This is a genomic window from Allosphingosinicella sp. (genome assembly GCF_036387615.1).
In the GTDB taxonomy this organism is placed as follows: Bacteria; Pseudomonadota; Alphaproteobacteria; order Sphingomonadales; family Sphingomonadaceae; genus Allosphingosinicella.
Window position 1 is genome coordinate 50,055 of sequence record NZ_DASVTH010000056.1, and the last position, 13,460, is coordinate 63,514.

12 protein-coding genes are annotated in these 13,460 nt (G+C 64.9%); 7 read left to right on the top strand and 5 right to left on the bottom strand.

What is annotated here, in order from left to right; all coding sequences use genetic code 11:
* Window positions 1-26: 26 nt before the first annotated feature.
* The 3 genes from VF631_RS11605 to VF631_RS11615 form a co-directional block, all read right to left on the bottom strand.
* Window positions 27-1,625 (bottom strand): amino acid permease, encoded by a 1,599-nt coding sequence (locus tag VF631_RS11605; protein ID WP_431850470.1) that lies wholly within the window; start codon window positions 1,623-1,625, stop codon window positions 27-29.
* Window positions 1,626-1,730: 105 nt separating this feature from the next.
* Window positions 1,731-2,765 carry an alpha/beta hydrolase gene (locus VF631_RS11610; RefSeq protein WP_431850471.1) on the bottom strand — a complete coding sequence of 345 codons (1,035 nt, stop codon included), beginning with the start codon at window positions 2,763-2,765 and terminating at the stop codon, window positions 1,731-1,733.
* Window positions 2,766-2,768: 3 nt separating this feature from the next.
* On the bottom strand, window positions 2,769-3,149 hold the full coding sequence (locus VF631_RS11615; protein ID WP_431850472.1) for a histidine triad nucleotide-binding protein: 381 nt from the start codon (window positions 3,147-3,149) through the stop codon (window positions 2,769-2,771).
* Between the two features lie 89 nt (window positions 3,150-3,238).
* Between VF631_RS11615 and VF631_RS11620 the strand changes: the two genes are divergently transcribed.
* The 6 genes from VF631_RS11620 (at window position 3,239) to glf (ending at window position 9,538) form a co-directional block, all read left to right on the top strand.
* Window positions 3,239-3,721, top strand: coding sequence for an SspB family protein (locus VF631_RS11620; protein ID WP_431850473.1), 483 nt, complete (start codon window positions 3,239-3,241; stop codon window positions 3,719-3,721).
* Between the two features lie 51 nt (window positions 3,722-3,772).
* Window positions 3,773-5,167 carry a class II fumarate hydratase gene (gene fumC / locus VF631_RS11625; protein WP_431850474.1) on the top strand — a complete coding sequence of 465 codons (1,395 nt, stop codon included), beginning with the start codon at window positions 3,773-3,775 and terminating at the stop codon, window positions 5,165-5,167.
* A 77-nt stretch (window positions 5,168-5,244) separates the two neighbouring features.
* Window positions 5,245-6,168, top strand: a complete 924-nt coding sequence (locus tag VF631_RS11630; protein WP_431850475.1) for a dimethylarginine dimethylaminohydrolase family protein — start codon at window positions 5,245-5,247, stop codon at window positions 6,166-6,168.
* Between the two features lie 84 nt (window positions 6,169-6,252).
* Complete coding sequence (locus tag VF631_RS11635; protein WP_431850476.1) at window positions 6,253-6,798, top strand: DUF4142 domain-containing protein; 546 nt, start codon at window positions 6,253-6,255, stop codon at window positions 6,796-6,798.
* A gap of 14 nt (window positions 6,799-6,812) precedes the next feature.
* On the top strand, window positions 6,813-6,962 hold the full coding sequence (locus tag VF631_RS11640) for a hypothetical protein (protein ID WP_431850477.1): 150 nt from the start codon (window positions 6,813-6,815) through the stop codon (window positions 6,960-6,962).
* 341 nt (window positions 6,963-7,303) lie between these two features.
* Window positions 7,304-9,538, top strand: coding sequence for a UDP-galactopyranose mutase (gene glf / locus VF631_RS11645; protein ID WP_431850478.1), 2,235 nt, complete (start codon window positions 7,304-7,306; stop codon window positions 9,536-9,538).
* Window positions 9,539-9,581: 43 nt separating this feature from the next.
* Here glf and VF631_RS11650 read toward each other — a convergent pair whose 3' ends face one another.
* Window positions 9,582-10,412 (bottom strand): alpha/beta hydrolase family protein, encoded by an 831-nt coding sequence (locus VF631_RS11650; RefSeq protein ID WP_431850479.1) that lies wholly within the window; start codon window positions 10,410-10,412, stop codon window positions 9,582-9,584.
* A gap of 181 nt (window positions 10,413-10,593) precedes the next feature.
* Here VF631_RS11650 and VF631_RS11655 point away from each other — a divergent pair, with 181 nt between their 5' ends.
* On the top strand, window positions 10,594-11,127 hold the full coding sequence (locus VF631_RS11655) for a response regulator (RefSeq protein WP_431850480.1): 534 nt from the start codon (window positions 10,594-10,596) through the stop codon (window positions 11,125-11,127).
* Between the two features lie 6 nt (window positions 11,128-11,133).
* Here the strand turns inward: VF631_RS11655 and VF631_RS11660 are convergent, their stop codons facing one another.
* On the bottom strand, window positions 11,134-13,320 hold the full coding sequence (locus VF631_RS11660) for a family 1 glycosylhydrolase (RefSeq protein ID WP_431850481.1): 2,187 nt from the start codon (window positions 13,318-13,320) through the stop codon (window positions 11,134-11,136).
* Window positions 13,321-13,460: the final 140 nt, after the last annotated feature.

The following is a 13,460-nucleotide window of genomic DNA, read 5'->3' on the forward strand; positions in this document are numbered from 1 at the left end:
GGCGCTGGAGCGCCGCCCCTATTCATTCAAGGCTTGATCACCGGCTCCCCGCCTACCGTAGCCGCATCTTCAGGATAGGCCGGAAGGTCAGGCTGATCGTCCTGCATTTCGCCATGCTGCAGGTTGGAATTGCGCATGCCGTAGATGAAATAGATGACCATGCTGGCCAGCATGTACCAGAGGAAGAACTGAAGCACGTCCCCCGGCATCGTCGTGATCAGGTAGAGGCAGGATAGGATGCCCAGCACCGGCAGCACCGGATAGAACGGCACCTTGAAGCCGCGCGGCAGCTCAGGCGCCGACCGGCGCAGGTAGATCACCGACAGGCAGACAATTGCGAATGCTGCCAACGTGCCGAGCGAGGTCATGTCGCCGAGCACGTTGATGTCGAAGAACCCAGCCGCCACCGCCGTGATCAGGCCGACCAGGATCGTGTTGACGTAGGGAGTCTTGAGCGTCGGGTGCACGCGCGCGAACACCTTCGGCAGCAACCCGTCGCGCGCCATCGTGTAGAAGATGCGGGTCTGCGCGTACATCAGGACGAGCACGACCGAAGTGAGGCCGATGATCGCGCCGACCTTGATGATCTTGGCCAGCCAGCCCCAGGTCGGGCCGAAATTGTCGACCACCACCGCGACCGGATCGGGCACGTTCAGCTGGTTGTACGGCACCAGCAGCGTCATGATCGCGGCTACCAGCATGTAGATGACCGTGCAGACGACCAACGACCCGATGATCCCGAACGGCATGTCCCGCTTGGGATCTTTCGCCTCCTGCCCGGCGGTGGAGACCGCCTCGAAGCCGATATAGGCGAAGAAGACGATCGAGGCGGCGCGCATGATGCCATCGACGCCAAACTTGCCCTCGCCTTCGCTAGGCGGAATGAACGGGGTCCAGTTGCGCGTGCTGAGGTCGCCGAAATTGGCGAGCACGATGAGGCCGCCTACGACGATGAAGGCAACCAGCACGCTGACCTTGATGGCCACGATCATGTTGTTGACCTTGGCCGATTCCGACACGCCGACCACCAGCAGGGCGGCGAGCGCGAGGCAGATCAGAAAGGCTGGCAGGTTGAACAAGGTGGTGACGGTCTGGCCGTCGACGAGCACCGGCGCTCCGTCACGCATCAGCGTGTAACCTGCGGGGCCGGTCAGCTGCGGCGGGATCTGCAGGCCGAAATCGGCAAGCAAGCTCACCACATAGCCGGCCCATCCGACCGCAACCACGGATGCGGCGAGCCCATATTCGAGCAGCAGCAGTGCGCCCATGATCCAGGCCACGAACTCGCCAAGCGTCGCGTAGCCATAAGTGTACGCCGATCCCGAGACCGGAAGCGTGGACGACAGCTCGGCATAGCAAAGGCCGGCGAATGCGCAGACGATCCCGGCGACGACGAAGGACAGCAGCACAGCGGGCCCGGCATAGAGCGCCGCGGCGCTGCCGGTGCGGACGAAAATGCCCGCGCCGATGATGCAGCCGACCCCGAGCAGCAGGAGGTTCCACTTGCCGAGCGTTCGCTTAAGCTCGCTGGTCTGCGTCTCGCGCTGAACCTGCGCAATCGACTTGCGGGCGAACATTCGTTCGAACACGCCTTTGGAGCCTCCGGGCGGCGCAACGCTGGCCATATACTCTCCTCCTCGCCTTTGGCGGCGACTATCGTATCAGAGTAGATGCCTAGCGGCTTATTACGGGTCCGCCTAGAGGCTCCGCGTTGCGAGCCGAGCCGGCGATCACCGGTCGAACCGGCCCTCCGCAGCGCGCGGGCCCAGGTCATAGAGCAGGCACTCATAGGTGATCTTCTCATGGCCGGTGCGGGTTTCGCCCGGATTGGTCTTCCGGGCGACCTCGCGCGTGCACTCGCGGGCGCGCCGTATTTCCTCCTGCGGCGTACGCTGGCGAAGCGGCCGCCCGCTCAGCAGGGCACCGGGCAGGTAGATGCGCGAGGGCGTTCCGTAAAACGCACGGAATGCGTCCAGCGCCGCGCCATGATAGATGCTGGCGTGAGTCTCGGTCCCACCCTGCGGCACATACATCCACTGGAGATCGGCGGGCGCGGCTTTCTTGAGGCCGGCGACGAGCGCATCCACACCCTGCTCGTGCCAGTAACCCTCGTCCGCGAGCGTCAGGTAAAGGCGGCGCCGCCCCGGCGGCAGACGGCGGAGGTAAGCGGCCGCCTCCCGACCGTACTTCATCCTTTCCCACCACAGCGAAGGCGAGACCGCGATATAATCGTCGAACAGCACCGGCATCTCGAACAAGGTCTCGACCACGAACAGGCCAGCGAGGGACTCGCCCATCACTGCGTCCCGGCCGCTGGTGCGGTAACGCGCTTCCACCCAGGGCTTGACCTCTTCGGCAAGGAAGCGCCGGAACCTGGCCGCCCCGCCCGGCGCGACGCCCAGCTCGGCGACATAGGGCGCGGGGTCGGCGACTGCCGGGGTGATCTCCTCGCGCCGCTTCACCGTCTCGATCCCGACCAGGATCAAGGGTTCGAACGTGCCGTTCACGTCCGCGCTCTGGACGAGGCCGGCAAGGTGCGGAAAATCCTGCTCCGGCCCGCCGTCGATCACATAGACCACGTCGTAGCGGCGGTCGGGCTTATCCGCATAGCCGGTCGGCAGCCGGATGGTGATGCGCCGATCCTGCCCGAGCACCCTGGACTGAAGAACATGCACTTCGCCGATCACGATCGGCTGCGGTTTCGGCTGCGCGAACACCGGCAAGGACAGACACAAGGCGAGCGCCGCAATGAGAAGCCTCAGCATGGTTCACTGCCGCGCGAGCATGGGCCCAAGCGGCTCACCGCCGAAGATGTGAACGTGGAGGTGGCCCACCTCTTGCCCCGCCAGCCGGCCGATATTGGCGAGCACGCGATAGCCCCGCGGGACCAGCCCCATGTCGCGTGAAACGTGTCCAACTGCACGGACGAACCCAGCCAGCTCCTCCACCGAAGCCCGCGCCGAAAAATCGTCCCAGGACACGTAGGCGCCCTTGGGAATGACCAGGATGTGCACCGGCGCCTGCGGGTTCACGTCGTGGAAGGCGAGCGCATGCTCGTCTTCATAAACCTTGCTGAACGGCATCTCGCCACGCAGGATCCGGGCGAAGACGTTGTTCGGGTCGTAGGGCTTGGTCGCGTCGATCGGCATGAAAGGGTCTCCCGCCGTCGCGCTACAGAGGCGGGCGGAAGGGCGCAACGCGCTTGACCGGTTACTGGCGGGCGCTACCAGTTGGGGTGATGAGCGAGAACGCGCCCGACAGCCTGATTCCCTACGACGAGATCGTGCAGGAGGCCTTGCGCGCGGTCGTCGGGCGGGTGCTGGGCGAAGTCGAGGCCACGGGGCAGCTGCCGGGCGATCACCATTTCTACATCACGTTCAAGACCGGCGCCGCGGGTGTCGACATTCCCCGGCACCTGTCCGAGCGTTTTCCGGATGAGATGACCATCGTGATCCAGAACCGCTTCTGGGACCTGAAGGTGCAGAAGACCGGTTTCGAGGTGGGACTTAGCTTCAATCAGATGCCGGCCAAGCTCGTCATCCCGTTCGCGGCCATCACCGGTTTCGTGGATCCGGCCGTCAATTTCGCGCTGCAGTTCCAGGCCCAGATCGACGAAGCCGGCCCGCAGGCGCACGAGGCCGCTGAGAACGACGCTCCCCTCGCCGAGCCTGTCGAGGATGGATCGAACGTCGTTTCGGTAGATTTCAGCCGCAAGAAGTGATCGTCACACGCAGGTAAGCCTGCTCAGGGCGAGCGGACCAGGGGGCAGGGCATGACATCGGACACCCGCATCGAGACCGACAGCTTCGGCCCGCTCGAGGTCCCCGCCGACGCCTACTGGGGAGCCCAGACGCAGCGTTCGATGGACAATTTCCCGTTCGGCCCGCGTGAGATCATGCCGGTCGAGATCGTGCATGCGCTGGGCTTCGTGAAGCAGGCGGCGGCGCGGGTGAACGCACGCATCGGCGGACTCGACGCGGAGCTCGCCGAAGCCATCCAGCAGGCCGCCGGCGAGGTCGCATCCGGCGGCCATGACGATCAGTTCCCGCTCGTGATCTGGCAGACCGGGTCAGGAACCCAGTCCAACATGAACGCCAACGAGGTGGTCGCGGCCCGCGCCAACGAGATCCTGACCGGCAATCGAGGCGGCAAGGATCCGGTCCACCCCAACGACCATGTCAACAAAGGCCAGTCGTCCAACGACAGCTTCCCGAGCGCGATGCACATAGCAGCCGCGCGCGCCGTCCAGCGCAGGCTGCTTCCGGCGCTCCGCCTCATCCACGGGCGGTTGGCGGCGCAGGCCGAGCAGTGGGCCGGGATCGTGAAGATCGGCCGCACCCACCTGCAGGATGCGACGCCGCTGACGCTTGGCCAGGAATTCTCCGGCTACGCCGCCCAGATCGCCGCGAATATCGACCGGGTCGAAGCCGTGCTGCCGCGCATCCTGCAGCTCGCCCAAGGCGGCACGGCCGTCGGCACCGGCCTCAACGCGCCGCCCGGCTTCGGCGAGGCTTTCGCTGCCGAAGTCGCCAACCTCACCCAGCTTCCGTTCGAAACCGCGCCCAACAAGTTCGAGGCGCTCGCCGCCCATGACAGCCTGGTCGAACTGTCTGGCGTGCTGAACGTGATCGCCGTCTCGCTCACCAAGATTGCCAACGACATCCGCCTGCTCGGCTCGGGACCACGCTGCGGCCTTGGCGAGCTCCGCCTGCCGGAGAACGAGCCTGGAAGCTCGATCATGCCCGGCAAGGTCAACCCGACCCAGGCCGAGATGCTGACGATGGTTACCGCGCAGGTGATGGGCAATCATGTCGCGGTGACGGTCGGCGGGCTTCAGGGCCACATGGAGCTGAACGTGTTCAAGCCGCTGATCGGCGCCAATGTGCTGCGTTCGATCGAGCTCCTGTCGATCGGCATGGAAAGCTTCACCGAGCGCGCGCTGGACGGCCTTGAGCCGGACGAGCGGCGCATCTCCGATCTCATGAACCGCTCGCTGATGCTCGTCACGGCGCTTGCGCCGGAGATCGGCTACGACAATGCGGCGAAGATCGCGAAATACGCGCACGAGCATGGGCTGACGCTGAAGGAAGCCGGGCTGGAGCTGAAGCTGGTCGACGAGGAAACGTTCGACCGGGCGGTCAAGCCGGAGAAGATGCTCGGCCGCTAGCCGGCTGCCGATCGCGGAACCGCCACCCGGAGTCTGGGTTCTGCGGATTCCGATACGCTTCCGGAACAGCAGCACTCATGCTTTTCGAATTCGCCAGTTCCGGAAGCCCGCTTGGCGATGCCTTGGTCGAAAGGCGCGGCCCGGGCCGCTGGAGCGTCGATTCCGAATATGGAATTTTGCGCGATGTGATGCTGAGCGGCCCCCACCACCTCGAGATGGTGCCGTGCAATGCTGTGACCCGTGCCAGTCTTGACCAAGGCCTGACCTGCTCGCCCGATCTAGCAGCCCTGCAGCACGAGGAACTGGTCCGCTCCCTGCAGCGCGCGGGAGTGCGCTGCCACCAGGTGCCGTCCCTCCCCCAATATCCGGATCTGTGCTTCACCCGCGACAGTTCGTTCATGACCCCATGGGGCTTGATCCTGTTGCGCCTTGCGCCCGCACACCGGCGCGGCGAATCAGCCCAGGTCCGAGCGGCGGCCGAGAGTTGGGGCGTCCCGATTGTCGGCGAGATCGAGCAGGGCACGGTGGAGGGCGGCGACGTCTGCCTGCTGCGGCCCGGCCTGGTCGCGATCGGCTGGTCCGGCGACCGCACCTGCCGGGTGGGGGCCGAGGCGCTGGCCGCCATCTTCGAGCGACGTGGCTGGCGCGCGCTACTGACCCGCTTCGACCCCAAGTTCCTCCACCTCGATACATTGTTCACCTTGATCGACCGGGATCGCGCGGTCGCCTGCGTCGAGGCGCTGGAGGACGGCTTCCTCGCCACGCTCGCCGATCTCGATATCGCCATCGTGCCGGCGAGTAGCCGGGAAGTTGATACGCTCGGCCCCAACTTGCTCGCCCTTGGCCAAGGACGCGTACTGTCGGCGAGCGACAACGTCCGCATCAACGGCGAGCTGGAACGACTCGGCTGCGAGGTCATCACCGTCGATATCGGCCAGTTCACGCGCTGTGGCGGCGGCGTCCATTGCCTCACCATGCCGCTGGCGCGGCTGCCTTCCTGATCCAGATCAGAAGGCAAGCCTCTGATGGAACCGCCGCTCCATCCATTCGGTTCAGCGTAGAACGATCTGTGGATGGAGACTGGAATGAAACATCTGTTGCTTCTCGCGGCGGCGTCCGCTTCGCTGGCCGGCTGCATGTCCACCGCCGATGGCGGCCAGACCAGCATGGGCCGCGGCATGGCTGCGGGCGACCTGACTCCGGAAGACCGGATGAATTATGTCAGGCTGGCCGGGGCCAGCGACCTGTTCGAGATCCAATCCTCTCAGCTGGCGCTGTCGAGGGGACAGCGGGCCGAAACGCGGCAATATGCGCAGATGCTCGTCACCCATCATACCCAGACCACCCAGGCTACCATGGCGGCCGCGCGCGCGGCCGGAATGAACCCACCGCCGCCGATGTTGCTGCCTATGCAGCAGCAGATGCTGGATCAGCTGAGGCGCGCGTCAGTCGCCAATTTCGATCGGGTCTATATGACGCAGCAGATTCCCGCGCACGAAATGGCGCTAACCTTGCACAACAACTACGCCGCCAATGGCGATACGCCGTCACTCCGGGCAACCGCCGCCACCGCTCTGCCGCTGGTTCGGCAGCACCTGGACGAGGCGCGCCGCATGCGCGGGATGATGTGACGGGGACGGGCGACATGAAGCCAGGCGACGAAGCGCTGCCCGGCACGCCCGGCACCGGCGAGAATCTGTGCCGCGCCTGCGAGGGCACCGGCGAGATCGAGGACCAGCCCTGCCCGACATGTGATGGGACCGGAAAGGTGATCGAGGGGATCAGCGGCGGGTAGCTGTTGCGCCTGCACCTGAGTCGGTCGCGCGCGAATGCCGCATCGCGGCAATTCCCATTCCGCAACCGCGTAACAGAATGTGACTCGGCGCTTTGCGCCGGGTTGGCGCGCGTTCCTAATCTGCATCAGCGACTATGGGCGGGGCTTCGGGAACTCGTTACGGGTCTTTGCCGTTATCTTCTTATTCCCTTTCCCAACTCCTAGAGGCTCCATTGATCACATTCTCCTCCGCCTCTTCGCTGGGGCCCGCTGCGCTTGCGGGAATCCCGGCGACGAATCAGACGCTGATCTGCTTTTCGCACCTGCGGTGGAATTTTGTTTTTCAACGACCTCAGCACCTGATGAGCCGCTTCGCCAAGGAGCGACGGGTGATCTATTGGGAGGAGCCGGAAGTCGCGCTCCCGGATTTCGAGCCTTCGCTCGGGGTGCGCGAATGCGCCGAAACCGGCGTGATCGTGGTGACGCCTTCGCTGCCGGAGCAGATGTCGGGCGCCGAGCGCGGCGCAGCGTTGAAGACGCTGCTTGACGGCTTCCTCGCCGGCGAAGCCAAGCCGCTCGTGCGTTGGTATTACACGCCGATGATGATGCCCTTCTCGCGCCACATCGACGCGATCGGCACCGTCTATGACTGCATGGACGAGCTCGCCAACTTCCGCTTCGCGCCAGCTGAGCTGCTAGACCTGGAGCGGGAATTGATGGCGGCTTCCGACATCGTGTTCACCGGCGGCTACAGCCTCTACGAAGCCAAGAAGGGCCGCCACCCGAACGTTCACCCGTTCCCGTCCAGCGTCGACCGCAAGCATTTCAGCCGCGCGCGCGCCGCCGTCGAAACGCCTTCGGATCAGGCGGCGATCAAGACGCCGCGTTTCGGCTTCTATGGCGTCATCGACGAACGCATGGACCTGGAGCTGATCGCGGCTCTCGCGGATGCTCACCCCGAATGGTCGGTCGTGATGGTCGGCCCGGTGGTCAAGATCAGCCCGGATGAGCTGCCGCAGCGACCGAACATCCATTATCTGGGCGGCAAGAAATATGAAGAGCTGCCGACTTACCTCGGCGGCTGGGACGTGGCGTTGATGCCGTTCGCGATCAACGAGTCGACCAAGTTCATCTCGCCGACGAAAACTCCGGAATACCTTGCGGGCGGCCGTCCGGTCGTGTCGACACCGATCAAGGACGTGAAGCGCCATTATGGCGACCTCGAAGCGGTGTTCATCGCCGGGGATCGAGCAACCTTCATAGCTTCGTGCGAAAAGGCGCTCGACTTGGCGCAGGGATCGGACGAGTGGCTTGCCGCGGTGGACGCCAAGCTCGCGAACCTCAGCTGGGATACCACTTATGCACGGATGGCAGGATTGATGACGGAAGCGATTACGACGCCGAAGGCGGGCCCCCGTCTTGTGACGAACGCGGGCAAGACCAAGTACGACTATCTGGTCGTCGGCGCCGGCTTTGCCGGTTCGGTCCTGGCCGAGCGTCTCGCTAGCCAACATGGCGCGCGCGTGCTGGTGATCGACAAGCGGCCGCACATCGCCGGCAACGCCTACGATCATCTCGATGCGGCGGGCGTGATGATCCACCAATATGGCCCGCACATCTTTCACGCCAATTCGGACGAGATCGTCGATTATCTGTCGCAGTACACACGCTGGCGGCCCTACGAGCACCGGGTGCTGGCCAGCGTGCGCGACAAGCTCGTGCCGATCCCCATCAACCGCACGACACTGAACGAACTGTTCGGCCTCGAGCTCGAGACGGACGAGGAAGCGGCCGAGTATCTCGCCTCACGCGCCGAGCCGGTCGAGGAGATCAGGACGTCTGAAGACGTGGTGATCAACGCGGTTGGGCGCGAACTCTACGAGCTCTTCTTCCAGGGCTACACCCGCAAGCAATGGGGCCTGGACCCGAGCCAGCTCGACAAGATGGTCACCGCGCGCATCCCGACGCGGACCAACACCGATGACCGTTACTTCGGCGACAAGCACCAGATCATGCCGGCCGACGGCTACACGGCCATGTTCGAGCGGATGCTGGATCACCCGAACATCGATGTGCTGCTCGGCACCGACTATAAGGACGTCAAGGACGAGATCGACGCTGGTCACACGGTTTATACCGGTCCGATCGACGAATATTTCGGCTTCCGCTTCGGCAAGCTGCCGTACCGCAGCCTGAAGTTCGAGCACAAGATCGTGGACCAGGAGTGGGTGCAGCCGGTCGCCGTGGTCAATTATCCTCACCCGGATGTGCCCTACACCCGGATCACGGAATACAAGCACCTGACGGGGCAGCAGCACCCGAAGTCGGCGCTCACCTATGAATATCCGAGCGCGGAAGGCGATCCCTATTACCCGATCCCGCGTCCGGAAAATCAGGAACTGTTCAAGAAGTACGAGGCGCTTGCCGATTCAACCTCCGGGGTGACGTTCGTCGGGCGGCTGGCGACCTATCGCTACTACAATATGGACCAGATCGTCGGCCAGGCGCTCGCCACCTTCCGCAAGCTCGACACCGCCAGGAAGGCGTCGGGCAAGGCGAAGAAGGGCAGCGCGGTCTGGACCGAAGCTGCTGAGTAGGATCGCAGTTAGATTAGGCGCTCCTTGGCGAAGGAGCGCCGGCCTAGCGCTGCGACAGCTCTTTCACGAAACCGCGGATAGCATCCAGGGCTGCGGGTTGTGCAAGGGCGGTGCCATGCCCGCCGGGGACGACCACCATCCGGGTGGGCGTTCCCCGCCCCTTCAGCTGATCCGAGAAATCCCGCATGTTGCGCACTCGCACGATCTCGTCGTCCCGCGAGGCGAGCAGCAGGACGGGTGTGCGTGAAGCGGTGGCATAGCCGAGGTAATCGAAACGGCCGAGCGCCGGATCGATCCTGAGCTTGACGAAGGGCTTGGCCAGCGCGGGCACGAAATTGCGCCCGACCGCGGCAATGTCGGCGGCGCTGCCTTCGATTATCAGCCCCTGGAAGCCACCGCCTCTGACCATCGCCGCAGCCTGGCTGCCGCCGAAGGAGAGGCCGTAGGCAAAGAGCGGGCCGGTGCCGATCCATTCCAACCTGCGAAGCTCCGAAAGCATCGCGGGCCCGGTCGCGATAGAGGCCTCGATGGTCGCCGGAATCGTGGTGCCGCCCCGTCCGGGATAGTCATAGAAGACCAGGTCAGCCCCCGTTGCGCCGGCCAGCGCCGCCGCCGGCCGGCTCTGCGCCGACACGAAGCTGCCATTCCCGCCATGGTAGATGATCACCGCGTCACTGGCCGGATTGTCGAGCCGGACCGCATGCACCTGGCCCAGGCCGGGCAGATTGAGCATGGCTTCTTCGAGACGATAGCCTGGTGGCGCCGCAAGGCTGCCGGGCGGCGGGTCGGCGAGCTGTGGAAAGAAGCTGGATTGGTCGATTACGGCCGTGCAGCCGCCGAGTGTGGCAGCGGCAGCAAGGATCATACTTCTCATCACGCTCACTGCCGTTCCCCTCCGCGACCGGGCGAATTCTGGTGGGTGACGGTGAACTGTGGGTGAACCTACCTGCAGGTTCAGTTCGGCTTCGTTTCGGAATCGTTCGGCGCAAAGCAGGCGCGACCCGATTCACGTCCGAGCGGCCTTGTGAGTAAGCTGCCTTCGTGGAGGGGTGGGCATGCTGAAAATTCTGGTGGTAGAAGACGATAGGCTCTTTGCGGACACGCTCAAACATCTGATCGAACTCAATCCGCGCTACACGGTGACGGCGATCGCCGACGACGGCGATGCGGCGCTGGCCGCGGTCGAGGAACGGCGGCCCGATCTGGCGCTGGTCGACCTTCGCCTGGCGCGCGGATCGACGGGCTTCTCCGTCGCGGCGAAGCTTGGCGAGCTTGGCATCCCGTGCCTGTTCACGACGGGCAGTGCGCCTTCCTTTCCGCTCCCCGACCTTGCGCTCGGCTGCCTTGCCAAGCCGTTCAGCGAGGAGGATCTGGTTCGCACGCTGAAAGCGGCCGAAGACATGCTGAGGGGCCGCGAGTGCCTGCGCCCGAGCCGGCCGAGCAACCTGCGGATCTACAGCGAGGAAAGGGCGGACGGGCCGGACGAGAGCGCAGCCGGTCTGCCGCAAACGGGAGTCGGCACGGTCAAGCGCAAGCTCGAAACCTGGTGGGGCACCCGCCAGCAGCGCGGGCTTGAAGCAGCCGAGTGATTGCGCCTAATCGGCCGCGATTTCGGTGACCCCGGACTGGGCCCGTTCGCCGGTTTCGTGCAGAAAATCCTCAATCGCATGCTCGACCGGGCGCAGCATCAGGCCGCGCTTGCTGGACAGGGTGGTGTCGCCCCGCTCCCCCGCGATCGGCAGGATCAGGCCGGTGTCGTAACCTGCCCCGGCAGCGACTTCGCGCGCGAACTCGTACCAGCTGAGCTTGCCCTGGTTAGCCAGGTGCCAGATTCCGGTTTCGCCATCGATTAGGAGGTCGAGCGTGGCGTGGCATAGATCGGGGACATAGGTCGGGGATACCGAAGCGTCCCGGCTGGCGCGGACGGGCTCGCCCCGCGCCAGCGCGTCGAGCGTCTGCCGGGCGAAGTTGAACCGGTCCCAGGGGCCGAAGAAAGCGCTGGTGCGGATCACGAGCGCCTCGTCGGCGATGCCGAGCACATCCTGCTCGGCCCTGGCTTTGCTGAGCCCATAGACGCCGGTCGGGTGAACCGGATCATCCTCGTTATAGGCCCGGCCGAGCTGCCCGTCGAAGACGAGGTCCGATGAGAAAGTGACCAGCGGGATACCCGCTTCGGCGCAAACCGCGGCGAGTTTCGCGGGGCCTTCCGTGTTCCACTTGAAGCAAGCTTCCTGCTCCCGTTCGGCATCGTCGACCCGCACGAAGCCAGCGGTGTTGATGATCGCCCACGGCCGGTAACGTTCGATCGCGGCGCGGATCGAGGTCTCCTCGGCGATGTCCAGCTCTTCCCGGGTGGTCAGGCAATATGGGAGCGCACGGGCGTCGGCCACGCGGGCGAAAGCCTTCCCGAGCGTTCCCGTGGCTCCGGTGATCAGCAGCTTGCGGCCGCCTTCCGGCAACGCCTTACAGCGGCCGTTCCAGGGATAGAGCCGCATCGGGCGGCGCCACCAGCCCGGCGCGTCGAGCACCGGATGATCGAAATTCTCGCCACGGGCATAAGCCCTAGCGGCTTTGGCGATCACGGTCGGACGGGGCGTGCCGCCGCGCACGTCATAGGCGCCGGTGTCGTAGAAGCCGTTCTTTTGCGTCAGCAGGAACCGCCAGTCGACATTGCCGAACATCGACCAGACAGTGACCGCGCGAAGGTCCATGCCCTCCTCCCGGAGCTGGCCGGCCGTCTTCCAGACCTCGGCGAACCAGCGTAGCTGCTCGTCACGGTGGCATCCGTGATGCACCTCGGTGATCGCCATCGGAATGCCGTAGCGCTCCCAGGCTTCCCGCAAACGCGGGGCGAAGCCCGTGTCGCCCTCGAGCCGCTTCACACGGACGGCTTCGGCATCGACGTAACGGTCGCGCCCGTTTCCGCCGACTTCGTGCCCCGGGTAAAGGTCGAGCCGGTGGTCGAGAAAACGTTCGCTGGTGAGATAATGGTTGATGCCGAGCAGGTCGGGAGTGGCCTCCCCGCTCGCCAGCCGCTCGAGGTCGCCCATGCTCACCCCGGCGCCGAAGAGCATATCGTACCAGCGGTGCTTGGGAGTCACTCGCCCGCAAAGCAGGTCCAGGCTGAGCCAGCGTCGCTCATTCTCATGGGCGGCTTGGTGGCGGAGCGGTGCGGTGGAGAAGGTCTTGCCGAGGTCCTCGGTCTGGACCAGGCGCGCGTTCGAGATCGCCTTGCGGATCGCGCGCATCGCCTCCAGTGTGCCGAGACATTCGTTGGCGAGCGCCTTCAGGAAGGTCGGGTAGTCGCGGCCATGCGGGTACCAGTGGCCGTAAAGGCCGGAGAAGCGCGCCGTGGTCAGCGGCTCGTTGACGGGTGTCCAGTCTTCGATCCAGGGATAGCGGGCGGCCACCCGTGCGGCATAGTCGGCCAGCTTGGCCGGAAAATCGGGGTCGAGCAGCTCGGTGTAGCGCGGACCTGAGCCATGATGAAGAAGCCCGCCAATGACCCGGATACCCCGCTCCCGCAACATGGCGAGCCGCTCGTCGGTCCATGAGAAATCAAGCTGGTCGGGCCTCTCCGGCGCGATGCTCTCCCACAGAATGGGATACCTTACGGTGGTGACGCCAAGATCGGCGATGATGTCGATATCGTCCCTGCGGTAGGAGTGGCCGGTCTCCTCGCTCTGGTCGCGATATTCGTCGCCGACGCGAACAACCGTACATTCGACCCCGCCCCAAAGCTCCAGGCGGGAATCTGCGCTTTTGACTGCTCGACTCGTCATAAACCGCCATGCGATTGTTTAAGATGAGTAACGAACGGGCATTTCGGGCGGCCGGTTCCCGGCTTCACTGCGTCAGTAAACACAGGTGAATCAGAATCTTGGGCGCCATGCCGTAACGGCGCGTCTTGCGTGTTTGCGGC